This window comes from Marinobacter sp. MIT932201 (assembly GCF_047123295.1).
GTDB lineage: Bacteria > Pseudomonadota > Gammaproteobacteria > Pseudomonadales > Oleiphilaceae > Marinobacter > Marinobacter salsuginis.
On sequence record NZ_CP138917.1, the window covers coordinates 1,483,122 to 1,499,457 of the forward strand.

Sequence of the window (16,336 nt, forward strand, 5' to 3'; positions counted from 1 at the left end):
TCAGCTTTTTTCGCTACGCAGGTCCAGCGGGTCAAGCAGACCGGCGGCGATGGCTTTGCCAGTCACATCTGGCAGGCGATCGGCGCCCAGGCGTTTCATCACCCGGGCCCGGTACAGATCGATCGTCTTAACGCTGACATCCAACTGCTCGGCGATTTCCCGGCTCGTGTAGCCCTGGGCCAATGGCAGAAACACATCCCGTTCGCGCCGGGTGAGGGTGGTCAGCAGGGCTTCGGTTGACTCATCGCCCTGTAGCTGTGGGGCCGAGTGTTGATGTTCCTGCAGGGCCTGCTGAACGCTGTCCAGCAGCAGCTGTTCGTTGAACGGCTTTTCGATGAAATCGAAAGCGCCGGACTTGAATGCCCTGACCACAATGGGCACATCCGCATGGCCAGAGACAAAGATGATGGGCAGTTCCAGCCCGCGCTTCTGAAGCTCCTCCTGAACGTTCAGGCCGCCGAGCCCCGGCATTCTCACATCCAGAACCACGCAGCCGGCTTTCTTGTTGCCTACCGCGTCCAGAAATTTCCGGCCGTCGCTGTAGGCTTCCACGTTCAGGCCCACCGATTCCAGCAACCATTGGGTGGACTCCAGCATGCCGGCGTCGTCGTCAACAACGTAGACGGTGGTGGCTTCCGGGGCAGAATGGTCAGTCATCAGGCTGGTTCTCCGTGATTGCGGTTTTGTGCTTCTGGTTCTGGCTGGCTGGGAATCGACAGATTAGCGACAGGCCACCGGTGGCGGCGGGGCGGGCGTCGAGGAAGCCACCGAAACCCTCGATAATGGAACGGCTCATGGACAGCCCCAGGCCAAGGCCCTGGGGCTTACTGGTGTAGAACGGCTGGAACATCTGGCGGATGCCCTGTTCATCCAGGCCTGGGCCTTCATCGGTGACTTCAATCAGGGTTTCGTTCTGATCGTTGATGCAGGTGGTTACGACGATCTGCGCGGGTGCGTCCTGAGTTTCTTGGCCACGGGCATCGATCGTGGCTTCAATGCCGTTGCGGATCAGATTGATCAACACCTGTTCCAGCAGCACCGGGTCGGCAGTGATGACCGGCGCGCAGCAGGCCAGTCTCTCAAGAATCTGCACATTGTTTTTTTCCGCTTCCCACTGACACAGGCGGGCGACGTTGCTCACGACGTCGTTCAGGGCGATTGGCGCGGTCCGCTTCTGCCCTTTGCGTAAGAAAGCCCGGAGGCGTTTGATCACTTCCGATGCGCGGTTGGCGTGGTGAACAATTTTCTGCAGGCCATCATCCACGCGATCCAGGCATTCAGGGTGGGTTCGGGCACTTTTCAGATAGCGCTGGCTGGCGCTGGCGAAGTTCACAATGGTGGCCAGCGGTTGGTTCATTTCGTGGGCAATGCTGGAGGCAAGCTCCCCGAGAGTCGCGAGCCTGGCGGTATGGGCCAGTTCGTCGGCCAGCCTGCGGTTGTTCTCCTCGGATTCCACCCGGGCGGTGATATCCCGGGACACGCTGATGACCTCAATCACGGCGCCGGTATAGGTTTCCCGGATGGCCCGGCTGGCAATCTCGAACCAGCGACGGGAGCCGTCTCGGTGGATGATCTCCAGGGTCATGGTGGCGTAGCCGTCATCCCTGAGCAGGTTACGGGTCGCCGCCAGTTTCTGGGTCACATGGTTTCCGCGAAAGACCTCTTCGAGGGGTTTGCCACGCAATTCCTCCGGCCAGTAGCCCAACAGTCGCCATGATGCGGGAGTGGCATCAATAAAACGCCCATCCGGAGCGTGTCGGGAGATCAGGTCGGTGGTGTTTTCGGTGATCAACCGGTACAGGCGGTTGGAGCGGGTGGCCTCTTCCTGGGTCCGGACGTCTTGCGTGGCGTTCCTTGCCCGTGCCAGAACCTGGGCCGTCTTGACGTCCGGGATGAACGTCCACATCAAGATCGTCCCGGTTTGGCCCGGTTGCGTCCGGGATTCGACGTTTTCAATGGCCCGGATTTGTTCCAGGGATGATTTCACCAATGCCCGGGCGTTGATTGGCAGAAGGTCCTCGGGCGAGGCCAGGCCGGCTGTTTGACGCAGTTCCCTGGCTGCACGGTTCTCCCCCAGGACAGCGCCCGCGCCATCCAGGATTAATCCGGGTTGCGGGTCGGCGTCGTGCAAACTAAATACACTTGAAGGGGAGTTATCGTTCATGGCTCTTCGATATAGTAACTAAACTATAATACGTTGGTATAATTTCTAGTATTTATTCTATTCAATACTATTTTGGCCAGCCCGAAGTATAGCTAGTTTAGCGATATTCCTGAATACGCCATAAGAACAACAGCACTCAAGAGGACCACGCAATGACCTCGATATTTGACCAGGGCCTGGCGCCCGTTGACGCCAATTACGCCGTCCAATCTCCCGTCGATTTTATTGAACGCACCGCCACCGTTTACCCGGAGTACCCCGCGGTAATCCATGGTGCGATCCGTTACACCTGGACGCAGACCTATGAGCGCTGTCGCCGTCTGGCCTCGGCCTTGAAAGGGCGCGGCATCGGACGAGGTGACACCGTTGCCGTCATGCTGCCGAACATTCCGGCCATGGTGGAGTCCCATTTCGGCGTGCCCATGATTGGTGCGGTGTTGAACACCCTGAATGTTCGCCTGGATGCCGAAGCCATTGCTTTCATGCTGGAGCATGGTGAGGCCAAGGTTGTGATTGCCGACCGTGAATTCGGGGAAGTGATCAAGGACGCCGTCAGCCGGCTGGACACCAAGCCGCTGGTAATTGATGTGGACGATCCCGAGTACGGTGAGGGCGTTCAGGTCAGCGATCTGGACTACGAGGCATTCCTGCAGGAAGGCGATCCAGCGTTCCAGTGGAGCTTTCCGGACAACGAGTGGGACGCCATCTCCCTGAACTACACATCCGGCACTACCGGTAACCCCAAGGGTGTGGTCTATCACCACCGTGGCGCCTATATCAATGCCATCGGCAACCAGGCGGTCTGGTCGATGGACATGCACCCGGTGTACCTGTGGACCTTGCCGATGTTCCACTGTAACGGCTGGTGTTTCCCCTGGACCATCACCGCCATGGCTGGAACCCATGTCTGCCTGCGTCGGGTTGACCCGGAGAAGATCCTGCAGCTGATCCGTGACCATCAGGTGACCCACATGTGCGGTGCGCCGATTGTTCTTAACGCACTGCTGAACGTGCCGGAATCCGCCAAAGCGGGTATCGACCACGAAGTGAAGTCCATGACAGCCGGTGCGGCGCCCCCCGCCCAGGTGATTGGTGCCATCGAAGAGATGGGTATCCAGGTAACCCACGTTTATGGCCTGACCGAAGTGTATGGGCCGGTGACGGTTTGCGCGTGGAAGTCCGAGTGGGATGCGCTGCCGCTGCACGACCGGGCCCGCAAGAAGGCTCGCCAGGGCGTTCGCTATCACACCCTGGCTGGCACCATGGTTGGCGACCCGAACACCATGGAGCCGGTGCCCAAAGACGGCAAGACCATCGGTGAAATTTTTCTGCGCGGTAATACCGTAATGAAGGGCTACCTGAAGAACCCCAAGGCTACCGAAGAGGCCTTCCGGGGCGGCTGGTTCCACACTGGCGACCTGGCCGTTTGGCACGAAGACGGCTACATGGAGATCAAGGACCGGCTGAAGGACATCATTATCTCCGGTGGTGAGAATATCTCTACCATTGAGGTTGAGGATACCCTGTACCGTCATCCCGCTGTCCTTGAGGCGGCTGTGGTAGCAAGGCCTGACGAGAAGTGGGGTGAGACTCCCTGCGCCTTCGTTACCCTCAAGCCGGAGGCGGGGCAGGTCAGCGAGGAAGACATTATCAATTTCTGCCGTGAGCACCTGGCCCGGTTTAAAGTGCCCAAGACCATCGTGTTCTCGGAGCTGCCCAAAACCTCCACGGGCAAGATCCAGAAGTTCGTGCTGAGAGATCAGGCCAAAGATCTGAACTGACCCTGTGATCGGCTGCGCCGCCCTGGCGCAGCCGACTTTAACCAGAAAAACAACGCTGTCAGGCACACGCACCGCGTGAGCCCGGAGACCTTTTTATGCAAATGTTTCACCGAAAGAACGGGGAAGAGCAGCCATACTGGCCGGCCGGTCCCTTCAAGGTTCGTCTGCCGTTTGTTCATTACCGCTGGGAATTCGCGGAGATGGTGCAGGCCCTGATCATGTTCGTGGTCAGCCTGGCGATGATCCCCCTTCTTGAGAAATACCTGGGTGTGCCTTACGACGTGGCTCTGGCATACGTGGTGATCTGCGGTATCGGTTTCATGCTGCCGGCCCTGCTGGGTGTGCCTCTGGTGCCTGGCTGGATTACCCCGGGTATTCCGGTTGTCCTGTTGTTCCTGAGTGACTACGAGCCAGGCCCCGAAGCCATCCAGGCTCTGTTCGCCCTGCAGTTCCTGGTGTTCATTATTTTCCTGGTTCTGGGTATTACCCGCCTGGGCAGCAAGCTGGTGGAGCTGATTCCCCGCTCCATGAAAGGCGGAATTATCATTGGTGCTGGTATCGCTGCCCTGATGGGGGAAATCGAAGCGGGCGGCCGCCTGGCCAACACGCCGATTTCCCTGATCATCGGTGGCCTGGTGTGCCTTTACCTGATGTTCTCCGTATCGTTCAAAGGTTTTGTGGAAAGCAGCTCCATCGCCCGCAAGATTGCCAACTACGGCATGGTGCCGGGTATGGTCGTCGCGATTCTGGTCGGCTTTGCCACTGGCGAATACGAGGTGCCCAATGTGGAGTGGGGCATCACCAAGCCAGCGTTTGACGAGCTTTGGAACTACCTGCCGTTCGCGGTCGGTTTCCCGGACGCTAACGTCTTCCTGTATGCCATTCCCACGGCGGTGATCGCCTACGTTATTGCCTTCGGCGACATCGTGGTGGGCCAGTCTCTGATGAACCGGGTTGACCACCTGCGTAAAGATGAAGACATCGACAACAGCATCGACCGGGTGCACCTGGTAACCGCGATCCGCAATGGTGGCCACGCTTTCTTTGCGCCATACCCGGGCCTGGCCGGGCCGATCTGGACGGCCGTCACAGCCACCATGGCCGAGCGTTACAAGTATGGCCGTAATGCTATGGACTCCATCTACAGTGGTGGCGGTACGTTCTGGATTACCGGCTTTATTGCCCTGTTCGTGCTGCCCCTGGTCAGTTTCTTCCAGCCAGTACTGCCGATTGCCCTGTCACTGACCCTGCTTCTGACCGGCTATATCTGCCTGATGGTAGGGCTGGAGCAGCTGGAGAATAACACCGAGCGTGGCATCGCCGGCACCATGGGTGTGGTCCTGGCGGTCTACGGAGCGGGCTGGGGTCTGGCAACCGGCGCCATCCTCTATTTCCTGATTGAACGTACCAAATTGCTTGGCTTTACCGCCGACCCGGAAGCGCCGGGCGTGAGAGCCGCAGAAGAGCACTAAACCTGCGCTTTCCGGCTCTGCACCGGAAAGTGCTGACCCCCTGTGTGTCCTTGGGAGGCTTCGTGCCTCCCTTTTTTTGGTGCGCCCGGCACGGGCGCACTCCTGGAGGTGCAAGTCCTCCCGTGAGCTGGCCACAGCGAACGAAGTGAAGCGCAACTGCGGAAGGGTGACCGACCGTGGGGAGGAAGCGTGGAGCGTAAACCGTGAGCCGATGAACAAGAATCGGATATGAGGCACTGCCAAGCAGGGCGAGCGGGCCAAAAGCCGCGAAGCTCTTGTGGCCAAGGCGAAGTGGTGTAAATCCGGCGGTTGTGCGGCGAAGGAGTGTGTTCTTACCCGGGGAGATCTCGCCTCATGCCTGAAAGGGCGACGTGGCAACACGGAGCGAGAAGTCAGCAGAGGCCATAGTAACCGCTAACACAGGGCGAAGGGCCGAACGAGAAGGAGCGTCAAACGCCTTGTCGATGAGCACTGTACGGCATCAGATGCCCGCGCCAGCGGGGCGGATCGCGCAACGGACAGGTGAAGCCTTGCCGAAGGCGATGAGCGATGAAGCAGGACTCCCGCGACAAGAACCGGAAGGCGCAGGGCGAAGCCTGCTTGAGCAGGCGTTCGCACGAGAGAATATGCAGCGGGCATGGAAGCGCGTGAAGGCCAACAAGGGAGCGGCAGGTGTGGACGGGTTGGACATTGCCCAAACCGCGGAACACCTGCGATGGGCGTGGCCTGAGCTTCGCCAGCACCTGCTGAGCGGCGCCTACCAACCACAGCCCGTCCGTCGGGTAGGCATCCCGAAGCCGGACGGCAGTGAGCGGGAACTGGGCATCCCCACCGTCACTGATCGTCTGATTCAACAGGCACTGTTGCAAGTGCTGCAACCTCTGATTGATCCCACCTTCAGCGAGCACAGCTACGGCTTCCGCCCGGGCCGTCGGGCCCACGACGCCGTGTTGGCTGCGCAGCGTTACGCCCAACAGGGCCGCCATATCGTGGTGGACGTCGACCTGTCGAAGTTCTTCGACCGGGTCAACCACGACATCCTGATCGACCGCCTGAAGAAACGCATAAACGACCCCGGCGTTATCCGGCTGGTTCGTGCGTACCTGAACGCGGGCATCATGGACGGTGGTGTGGTCATGGATCGGCACGAGGGCACGCCGCAAGGCGGGCCATTGTCGCCGTTGTTGGCCAACGTTCTGCTGGACGAGGTGGATAAAGTGCTGGAACGCCGGGGGCACTGCTTCGCCCGTTACGCCGATGACTGCAACGTCTACGTTCGCAGCCACAAGGCGGGAGAACGGGTCATGCAGTTACTCCGCCGCTGTTATGGAAAGTTGCGTCTGGTGATTAACGAAGCCAAGAGCGCGGTGACCAGCGTGTTCGGGCGCAAGTTCCTCGGCTATGCCCTGTGGCAAGGGAGGAACGCTGAGGTTCGACGCGCGGTATCCACCAGGGCGTTACAGGCGTTCAAGCTCCGGATCCGGCAACTGACCCGGGGATCAGGGGGTCGCAGTATTGAACAGGTGGTAGAGCAACTCCGCCGATACCTGCTCGGCTGGAAAGGGTACTTCAGGCTGGCGCAAACGCCACGCATCTGGCGATCACTGGATGAGTGGATACGTCGTCGTCTGAGAATGCTCCACCTCCGGCAGTGGCGGCGGGGTAAGACGATCTACCGGGAGCTGGTCCGGTTGGGTGCCAGTTCCTGGGTGGCTGAATCTGTGGCGGCTCTGAGTCGCCGCTGGTGGCACAACAGTCGCTCTGCCATCCACAATGTCCTGACGATTGCCTACTTCGACCGGTTGGGAGTGCCGAGACTCTCGTGAACCCTCAACGTCTCGAACCGCCCGGTGCGGACCCGCATGCCGGGTGGTGTGGGAGGGGTGGAGCCTCATGGCTCCCCCCTATCCCGATTGCGCCCGGCACGGGCGCACTCCTGGAGGTGCAAGTCCTCCCGTGAGCTGGCCACAGCGAACGAAGTGAAGCGCAACTGCGGAAGGGCGACCGACCGTGGGGAGGAAGCGTGGATCGTAAACCGTGAGCCGATGAACAAGAATCGGATACGAGGCACTGCCAAGCAGGGCGAGCGGGCAAGAAGCCGCGAAGCTCTTGTGGCCAAAGCGAGGTGGTGTATATCCGGCGGTTGTGCGGTGAAGGAGTGTGTTCTTACCCGGGGAGATCTCGCCTTATGCCTGAAAGGGCGACGTGGCAACACGGAGCGAGAAGTCAGCAGAGGCCATAGTAACCGCTAATATGGGGCGAAGGGCCGAACGAGAAGGAGCGTCAAACGCCTTGTCGATGAGCGCTGTAACGCATCAGATGCCCGCGTCAGCGGGGCGGGTCGCCACAAGGGAAGGTGAAGCCTTGCCGGACGTGACCAGCGATGAAACAGAACTCCCGCGACGAGAACCGGAGGGCGCAGGGCGAAACCTGCTTGCGCAGGCGTTCGCACGAGAGAATATGCAGCGGGCATGGAAGCGCGTGAAGGCCAACAAAGGATCGGCAGGTGTGGATGGGCTGGATATTGCCCAAACCGCGGAACACCTGCGATGGGTGTGGCCGGAGCTCCGCCAGCAATTGCTGAACGGTTCCTACCAACCACAACCCGTTCGTCGGGTAGGCATCCCGAAACCGGACGGCAGTGAGCGGGCACTGGGTATCCCCACCGTCACCGACCGTCTGATTCAACAGGCACTGTTGCAAGTGCTGCAACCTCTGATAGACCCCACCTTCAGCGAGCACAGCTACGGCTTCCGCCCGGGCCGCCGGGCCCACGATGCCGTGCTGGCTGCGCAACGCTACGCCCAACAAGGCCGCCACATCGTGGTGGACGTCGACCTGTCGAAGTTCTTCGACCGGGTCAACCACGACATCCTGATTGACCGCCTGAAGAAACGCATCAACGACCCCGGAGTCATCCGGCTGGTTCGTGCGTATCTGAACGCGGGCATCATGGATGGCGGCGTGGTCATGGACCGGCATGAGGGCACGCCGCAAGGCGGGCCGTTGTCGCCGTTACTGGCCAACGTTCTGCTGGACGAGGTGGATAAAGAGCTGGAACGCCGGGGGCACTGCTTCGCCCGCTACGCCGATGACTGCAACGTGTACGTTTGCAGTTACAAGGCGGGAGAGCGAGCAATGCGCCTGCTACGCCGGAGTTACGAGAAACTGCGTTTGGTGATCAACGAATCCAAAAGTGCAGTTGCCAGCGTGTTTGATCGCAAGTTCCTCGGCTATGTTCTGTGGCAAGGGAGGGATGGAGGCGTTCGACGCGCGGTATCCACCAAGGCGTTACAGGCGTTCAAGCTCAGGATCAGGCAGCTGACCCGGGGATCAGGTGGTCGCAGTCTGGCACAGGTGGCGGAGAAGCTCCGCCGTTATCTGCTCGGCTGGAAAGGGTACTTCAGGCTGGCGCAAACGCCACGCATCTGGCGATCACTGGATGAGTGGATACGTCGCCGCCTGAGAATGCTTCACCTCCGGCACTGGCGACGGGGCAAGACGATCTACCGGGAACTGGTCCGCTTAGGTGCGAGTTCCTGGGTTGCGGAATCCGTGGCGGCCCTGAGCCGTCGCTGGTGGCACAACAGTCGCTCTGCCATTCATAATGTGCTGACCGTTGCCTACTTTGATCGGTTGGGTGTGCCGCGTCTCTCTTGATACCTCAACTTCTCGAACCGCCCGGTGCGGACCCGCATGCCGGGTGGTGTGGGAGGGGCGGAACCTATTGGTTCCCCCCTATCCCGATGTGTCTGCCTTTTCTCTTGAAACTCGATCGTTGACAGAATGTCATTTCGTGACAATTTGTCCAAATTTCCCTCTTGAAGTATTCCTTCCGTGTGGTTTCCGGGTTTAAACTGCTTTGACTGATGAATTTTTGTCCGCTGTTCATTACTGATAACAACACTACAAAAACAGGAGGCAGTCATGACCATCAGCTCCACGCCCGAGGGCGTGTCCGTTGAGCCGAGGCATCTACGGTTCGATGTCAGCGAAGACCTCAAAACGCTTTGGCACGGTAACGACGCTTTCCGGACGGCATTCTTTAACGCGCTTTCCCTGCAATTCCCTGATGGAGAACAGCAGTTCATAAATGCTGTTCGACTCTATCGGGACAAAATTGAGGATCCCAAGCTGAAAGCAGAGATTCGCGGCTTTATTGGTCAGGAAGCCCTGCACAGCCGTGAGCACAAGGACTACAACGAAGCCCTGAAAGCCAGGGGTTACGACATTGATGCCCTGGACAGGCGGTTCCAGAAACACATGGCATGGGTGGGCAAGTTACCGCCAAGCCGCCAACTGGCAGGCACCTGTGGCGCCGAGCACTACACCGCCGTCCTGGCCAATGCCATCCTGAGCCACCCGGAGTGGATGGAAGGCGCCACGCCGACCATGGCAAAGCTCTGGCGCTGGCATGCAATCGAGGAAACCGAACACAAATCCGTCGCCTTTGATGTTTACCGGGAATGTGTCGGCAATGAACGGCTTCGCCGGATCGTCTTCCTCTTTGTTACCTGGAATTTCTTCAAGTACACCTTTTTGAATACCTGTAGCCTGCTGAAGGCCGATGGCAAACTCTGGAGCCTGCGCACCTGGGTTGGTGGGTTTAATTTTCTCTGGGGCAAGCCCGGAGTGCTCCGCAAGTGTCTGCCGGAATTCCTGGCGTATTTCCGTAAAGGCTTTCACCCCTGGCAGCAGGACAACCGCGAGCTGCTCGAAAAGAATCTTCGTGAACTGGATATGACATCGACTGCAGGATAAGGCCGGGTTGCTGAAATTCTGACCGGGGTGTGTAAGACTGTGCGGCATAAAGAATAACGACAATAAAGGGCGCTTCCGGTCGAGAAGCTGCCCGGAGCTGGAGGCCCACCATGCGAGTTGGTTTGATCGTCGATTCTGCGTGCGACTTGCCCTACGAGTTCAGCCGCAAACACGACCTGTTCGTCCTGCCGGTAACCGCTGTAATCGATGGCCAGACCTACATAGACAAGCATGATCCGGTGCGAACCCAGGAGTTTTACCAAAGCGGCCTGTTACAGAAGGGGCATCAGGCAGAGACCCGCGCCTTCACCGCTGAGCAGATCCACGACCTGTTCATGGAAAAGATTGTTACCCAGTTTGACGTCGCCATCTGCGAGACGGTCACGAAAACCCGAAGCCTGATTTTCCAGAATGCCACCGAAGCCATGAACAGTGTCCTGGCGAATTACGAGGGCGCACGCGAAGCGGCCGGTCGCGATGGCCGGTTCTTCATGCGTGTGATCGACAGCAAGCAGATCTTTGCCGGCCAGGGCCTGCTGGCAGCGCATACCCTGAAGCTGATCAATCAAAAGGTCTCCAAGAATGCCCTGCGCCATGAGGTGGAAACCTTTAGCGACAAGATCTACACCTGCGTGATTCCCCGGGACCTGCACTACATCCGGGAGCGGGCAAGGCGTCGTGGTGACAAGAGCGTGTCGGCGTTGGTGGCCTTCCTTGGTAAAGCCCTGAACATCACGCCGGTGATTTTCGGGCAGGGTGCTGAAGGCCAGCCGGCGGCCAAAACCCGCAGCTTCGATGTGGCGGTTGAGAAGGTTATGAATTATGCCGCTGCCCGTGTGGAATCCGGGCTTCTGACCCCCTATGTCAGTCTCTCCTGTGGTCTGACCTGGACCGAGATTGAGGATCTGCCCGGGCTCAACCGCCTGCGGGATGCCTGCGAGCGCAACGGTGTCGAACTTCTGCTCTCCCAGATGGGGATTACCAGCAGTATCTACATCGGCCCCGGCAGCCTGTGCCTGGCGCTGGCGGCAGAGCCTCACACTTTCAACGATTTTCAGTGAATCGGCCACGCAGTTCGCGGGTGTGCGGGACTGGCCCGGCCGCACCCTCCCACCTGTAGTTTTGGCAAACCTGCCAACCTGAACTTCATGTTAGCCTCTGATCAGTGTCTTTCATTCTAACGACAGGAAGAATTGCGCCATGACCAAAGGCAAAACGGATCTCGCCAACCAGCTGCTGGAACAGCACGTAAAGCATGAACTGGCCTCGCTCAAGGGCACGAAGCTGCGTAAATTTCTGGAGCAGGAGCTGGATGAGCTTTGGGGCTATGCCAATGAGATAACCCTGAACCGGATTACGTCGGAAGACCAGGTGATGGGCGTCATTCAGCGTATTGTTATGGATATGGAGCTGGATGCAGGTATCCCCGAGTTGGCCGCCGAAATGGCAACCGAAGTGCTCAATGCCGACGTGCAATCGCAAACCACATTGGGCGAGATCATCACCCGCGAACAGGCTACCGGTTTTCTTGAGGAGGCTCTGGAATTGCGGCAGCAGCGGGAGCGGGTGATCAGTGAAATCATGGCTCACCCGGTCTATCAAGAGTTGGTCTCCAACGTGGTTTACCACGGTCTGGTGAACTACCTCTACGAGGACAACCTGATCACCAAGTCCGTGCCGGGCGTCGGTTCAATGATGAAGTTTGGCAAGCGCATGGCCAACAGGGCGGTGCCTGGGCTGGATGAAACCTTTGAGCGGCGCCTCAAGGCCTGGCTGTCTGACAGCCTGCCCGGTCTGATTAGCCGGAGCGAGCAGTTTCTGCACAGGGCTCTGTCTGACGACGAACTGCGGGACAGCGTGATGGCGGCCTGGGTGTCACTGGAAGATCGCACCATTGCCGAGCTGCACGAGGGCCTGGGAGACGTCGAACTGCAAGAGTTTGTCGTGCTGGGCTATGAGTTCTGGCTGCAGTTTCGCAAGACCGGCTACTTCGAGAACTGTGCCCGTGCGGTGGTTTCTCACCTGTTCGTAAAATATGGCGAAAGACCGCTCACAGAACTGCTGGGCGATTTGGGTGTCAGCCGTGAGGTGGTCATGGCAGAGATCGATGCCTACGCAATTCCGGTTATAGACGTATTGCGTGAAGAGGGCTATGTTGAGGCCCTGGTTCGCCGGCGGCTTGCACCGTTTTATAAGTCCGCCACGGCGCGTAAGATTCTCCACCAGGAGGCCTGACTTACCGGTTGCGGGTCCGGCCCCTGAAGCGTTCTGTACAAGAGTTTGATAGGGGACGGTTTTGATATCGGATTTGTTCTGGGCCTATCTCGTTGCCATTACCCTGCTCACCATCACACCGGGTGTTGATACCCTGCTGGTGATGAGGAACACCGGCCGGGGTGGTTTGCGGGATGGCTGTGTCACCAGTGTTGGCATTTGCAGCGGACTGTTCATTCACGCCACGCTTTCGGCTTTGGGTATTTCACTTCTTTTGGTGGAAACCGCCTGGGCGTTTTCCGCCCTGAAGTGGGCGGGTGCCTGCTACCTGGTATGGCTGGGCATCGGTTCGTTGCGCCAGGCCCTTCGCCGGGGAGACGCGCCCGAGGTAAAAAAAGAAGAGGTCGTTCGCCGGAAGGTTGCCATGGTGGCCTCATTCCGCGAAGGACTCCTGTCTAATGTTCTGAATCCGAAAACCGCGCTCTTCTACATGGCCCTGCTGCCACAGTTTGTGGACCCCGCCGGTAACGCTTTCCAGCAGTCTCTGATGTTGGCGGGCGTGCATTTTCTGCTGGCCATGCTCTGGCAGTGTGGTCTGGCCTGGGTGGTGGTCACCTTCCGCAGCCTTGGCGTGAATGTGAAGATGAAACGGATGCTGAACGGTCTGACGGGCGGCTTTTTCGTGGCCATGGGCGCCAAGCTGGCCAGTACCTGAGGCCACCCGATTACCTTCAGACAAAGAAAAAGGGAAGCCGCGGCTTCCCTTTTCTGATCCCCAGCTCTGGAGGTTTACTTTTCCAGATACTGCAGCTTGTTCGGCTTGCCATCCCACTCTTCGGCGTCCGGCAGCGGATCTTTCTTTTCGGTGATGTTTGGCCATTTCGCGGCCAGGTCGGCGTTCAGCTCCACAAACTGGACCTGATCGGCCGGCAGTTCGTCTTCAGAAAAGATGGCTTCGGCCGGGCACTCGGGCTCGCACAGGGCGCAGTCGATACATTCGTCCGGGTCGATTACCAGGAAGTTCGGTCCCTCGTAGAAGCAGTCTACCGGGCAGACTTCCACGCAGTCTGTGTATTTGCACTTGATGCAGTTATCAGTAACGATAAACGCCATAGTCAGATCCCTGGTCCAGTGGTCGGTCAGTCTCATCAGGAGCGCCTTCGGGCGCCGCCGTTATATTTTAGTGCGCGATATTGTAGGGAGCGACCCGCACAGCCGCAAGCGTTCGACTGCTATAACCTTATTACACAGATCAATTTTCCGCTATTTCTTCATCAGCGCTTTCAGTTCATAAAGCTGATTCATGGCATCCCGTGGGGAGAGTCCATCCAGGTCCATCTCTTTAAGGGCCTCTTCCACCGCGCTGGGTTCCAGGCTCGCGAACATGTCACCCTGGTAGACGGATTCATTAACCTGGGGCGCAGGTTTGGTCCGGACCGTGTCTTCCTTCTGCTCACCAGCCGAAGCCGCCGGCGCGGCCGGTGAGGCACTGCCTTCCAGATGGGAAAGCTGGGTCTTGGCGTTGCGGATCACATCCTGGGGTACGCCTGCCAGCTTGGCCACCTGAAGCCCGTAGCTCTGGCTCGCCGGGCCATCGTGGACATTGTGCAGGAACACAATGCTGTCGTCGTGCTCGGTGGCGGTCAGATGCACGTTAACGGCATGCTGCAGCTCATCGGCCAGTTGGGTGAGCTCAAAATAGTGGGTGGCAAACAGGGTGTAGCAGCGGATCTCACGGGCCAGGTGCTCGGCGGTGGCCCAGGCCAGTGACAGGCCATCAAAGGTGCTGGTGCCGCGACCGACCTCATCCATCAATACCAGGCTGTGTTCGGTGGCGTTGTGCAGGATGTTGGCGGTTTCGGTCATTTCCACCATGAAGGTGGATCGGCCGCCGGCGATGTCGTCCGAGGAGCCCATGCGGGTGAAAATGCGGTCGACGGGGCCGATGACTGCCCGGTTGGCGGGCACAAAGCTGCCGGTGTAGGCCAGCAGGGCAATCAGCGCTGCCTGGCGCATGTAAGTGGATTTACCGCCCATGTTCGGGCCGGTGATCACCAGCATGCGGCGTTGGGTATCCATCAACAGGTCATTGGGTACGAAAGGCTCATCCAGCAACTGTTCAACCACCGGATGGCGGCCTTCCTCAATGTCGAACCCGGGAGATTCGCTGAATTCGGGCGCCGAGAATCGCAAGGCGGTGGCGCGCTCGGCAAAATTACTCAGTACATCCAGTTCCGCCAGTGCCTGGGCGGCGTCCTGCAGGGGTGCCAGTTGCTCAGCCACGGTTTCGAGGACTTCATCGTAGAGGCCTTTCTCACGGGCCAGCGCCCGGCTCTTGGCACTCAGGGCCTTGTCTTCAAATTCCTTGAGTTCCGGTGTAATAAACCGCTCGGCATTTTTCAGGGTTTGGCGGCGAATATAGTCCACCGGCGCCTGGTCCGACTGGGCCCGGCTGATTTCTATGTAGTAACCGTGCACCCGGTTGTAGCCGACCTTCAGGGTGCTGATGCCGGTGCGGTCCCGTTCACGTGTTTCCACGTCGAGTAGGTACTGGCCGGCGTTCTCGCTGATGTTGCGCAACTCGTCCAGCTCTTCGTCAAAGCCTTCCCGGATGACCCCACCATCGCGAATCACGACCGGAGGGTTGTCGATGATGGAGCGTTCCAGAAGGTCCGCCAGTTCCGGGTATTCACCAATGGTGGTCGCCAGCTTGACGACATGGTGGGAATTCACCGGTTTCAGTGTTTCCTGCAGGTCCGGCAGGGCCCGGAAGGCATCCCGGAGTCGTGCGAGGTCCCGAGGTCGCGCTGAGCGCAGGGCAACTCGCGCCAATACCCGCTCAATGTCGCCCACGGCTTTCAGCAGGTCGTGTACCGGTTCGTAATGAAACCCGTCCAGCAGTGCCGAAACCGCCTGTTGGCGCTGACGGACAGTCTCCACGTCCCGCAACGGGCGGTTCAGCCAGCGGCGAAGCTCCCGGCCACCCATGGCCGTGGCTGTGCGGTCCATCACCCAGGCCAGGGTGTATTGATGGCCGCCCATCAGGTTAGTGTCGATTTCCAGATTGCGACGGCTGGCGGCATCCAGAATCACCGCTTCATCCCTGCGTTCGCGGGTCAGCTTGCGGATATGGGGCAGGGCGGTTCGCTGGGTTTCCCTGGCGTACTGCAGCAGACAACCGGCGGCACAGACGGCCAGATTGAGGTCCTCACAGCCAAAACCGGTCAGATCTCTCACCTGCAGTTGCTGGGTAATCACCCGGCGGGCCGTGTCGGATTCGAACAGCCAGGGGCCTTGACGGCGGATACCGGTGAAGCCCTCCAGTATTTCCTCGTAGGGAAAATCCTCGCTGATCAGAATTTCCGCCGGACGCAGGCGCTGGAGTTCGCCCTGCAGGGCTTCCAGGTTCTCCAGCTCTGATACCGCAAAGCGGCCGCTGGAGATGTCGAGCGAGGCAAAACCGAACTGTTCCCGGTGGTTATATATGGCGACCAGAAGGTTGTCACGGCGATCCTCAAGATAGGCGTCGTCACTCAGGGTCCCCGGTGTGACGATCCGAACCACCTGGCGCTCAACCGGTCCCTTGCTGGTGGCAGGGTCACCGATCTGCTCGCAGATGGCGATGGATTGACCTGCCCGAACCAGGCGGGCAATGTAACCCTCAGAAGAGTGATAGGGGATGCCGGCCATGGGGATCGGGTTGCCCCCGGACTGGCCCCGGGCCGTGAGGGTGATGTCCATTAGCTCGGCCGCTTTCTTGGCGTCTTCGTAAAACAGCTCGTAGAAATCCCCCATGCGGTAGAACACCAGTTCATTGGGGTGTTGGCCCTTGATCTTCAGGTATTGCTGCATCATCGGGGTGTGCTTGGAAAGATCGGTCTGAGCTGCTGACATGAACGGGTCCGGTAGCCTTGCTTTGGATGAAGGCGTGAATTGTAAGAAAA

12 protein-coding genes are annotated in these 16,336 nt (G+C 59.1%); 8 read left to right on the top strand and 4 right to left on the bottom strand.

Annotated elements, in window-relative coordinates:
- Together SIC15_RS06785 and SIC15_RS06790 are read right to left on the bottom strand one after the other, a co-directional pair.
- The gene (locus SIC15_RS06785; protein ID WP_136631698.1) at positions 1 to 657 is read right to left on the bottom strand and encodes a response regulator transcription factor; all 657 of its coding nucleotides are present in this window, start codon (positions 655 to 657) and stop codon (positions 1 to 3) included.
- Positions 650 to 2,164 (bottom strand): PAS domain S-box protein, encoded by a 1,515-nt coding sequence (locus SIC15_RS06790; protein ID WP_412537326.1) that lies wholly within the window; start codon positions 2,162 to 2,164, stop codon positions 650 to 652. Before SIC15_RS06790 ends, SIC15_RS06785 begins: the two co-directional genes overlap by 8 nt.
- A gap of 152 nt (positions 2,165 to 2,316) precedes the next feature.
- Here SIC15_RS06790 and SIC15_RS06795 point away from each other — a divergent pair, with 152 nt between their 5' ends.
- The 8 genes from SIC15_RS06795 (at position 2,317) to SIC15_RS06830 (ending at position 13,107) form a co-directional block, all read left to right on the top strand.
- Entirely contained in the window at positions 2,317 to 3,945 is a 1,629-nt protein-coding gene (locus SIC15_RS06795) for an acyl-CoA synthetase (protein ID WP_412537327.1), read from the top strand.
- Positions 3,946 to 4,040: 95 nt separating this feature from the next.
- A complete protein-coding gene (locus tag SIC15_RS06800) occupies positions 4,041 to 5,417 on the top strand; it encodes a solute carrier family 23 protein (RefSeq protein WP_209398339.1) in 1,377 nt (458 codons plus the stop codon).
- 458 nt (positions 5,418 to 5,875) lie between these two features.
- On the top strand, positions 5,876 to 7,243 hold the full coding sequence (gene ltrA / locus SIC15_RS06805; RefSeq protein ID WP_053115127.1) for a group II intron reverse transcriptase/maturase: 1,368 nt from the start codon (positions 5,876 to 5,878) through the stop codon (positions 7,241 to 7,243).
- Positions 7,244 to 7,709: 466 nt separating this feature from the next.
- Entirely contained in the window at positions 7,710 to 9,077 is a 1,368-nt protein-coding gene (gene ltrA / locus SIC15_RS06810; protein ID WP_412537328.1) for a group II intron reverse transcriptase/maturase, read from the top strand.
- A 267-nt stretch (positions 9,078 to 9,344) separates the two neighbouring features.
- Positions 9,345 to 10,178: a metal-dependent hydrolase gene (locus tag SIC15_RS06815; RefSeq protein WP_412537329.1), complete on the top strand. Its 834-nt coding sequence runs from the start codon at positions 9,345 to 9,347 to the stop codon at positions 10,176 to 10,178.
- Positions 10,179 to 10,288: 110 nt separating this feature from the next.
- Positions 10,289 to 11,239: a DegV family protein gene (locus tag SIC15_RS06820; RefSeq protein ID WP_412537330.1), complete on the top strand. Its 951-nt coding sequence runs from the start codon at positions 10,289 to 10,291 to the stop codon at positions 11,237 to 11,239.
- 139 nt (positions 11,240 to 11,378) lie between these two features.
- Positions 11,379 to 12,413, top strand: a complete 1,035-nt coding sequence (locus SIC15_RS06825; RefSeq protein ID WP_069183875.1) for a hypothetical protein — start codon at positions 11,379 to 11,381, stop codon at positions 12,411 to 12,413.
- A gap of 64 nt (positions 12,414 to 12,477) precedes the next feature.
- The gene (locus SIC15_RS06830; RefSeq protein WP_174805050.1) at positions 12,478 to 13,107 is read left to right on the top strand and encodes a LysE family translocator; all 630 of its coding nucleotides are present in this window, start codon (positions 12,478 to 12,480) and stop codon (positions 13,105 to 13,107) included.
- A gap of 74 nt (positions 13,108 to 13,181) precedes the next feature.
- On the opposite strand, the gene fdxA is transcribed toward SIC15_RS06830, so the two are convergent.
- Positions 13,182 to 13,505: a ferredoxin FdxA gene (gene fdxA, locus SIC15_RS06835; protein ID WP_008170541.1), complete on the bottom strand. Its 324-nt coding sequence runs from the start codon at positions 13,503 to 13,505 to the stop codon at positions 13,182 to 13,184.
- 150 nt (positions 13,506 to 13,655) lie between these two features.
- The gene (mutS, locus tag SIC15_RS06840) at positions 13,656 to 16,286 is read right to left on the bottom strand and encodes a DNA mismatch repair protein MutS (RefSeq protein ID WP_412537331.1); all 2,631 of its coding nucleotides are present in this window, start codon (positions 16,284 to 16,286) and stop codon (positions 13,656 to 13,658) included.
- Between the last annotated feature and the right edge of the window lie 50 nt (positions 16,287 to 16,336).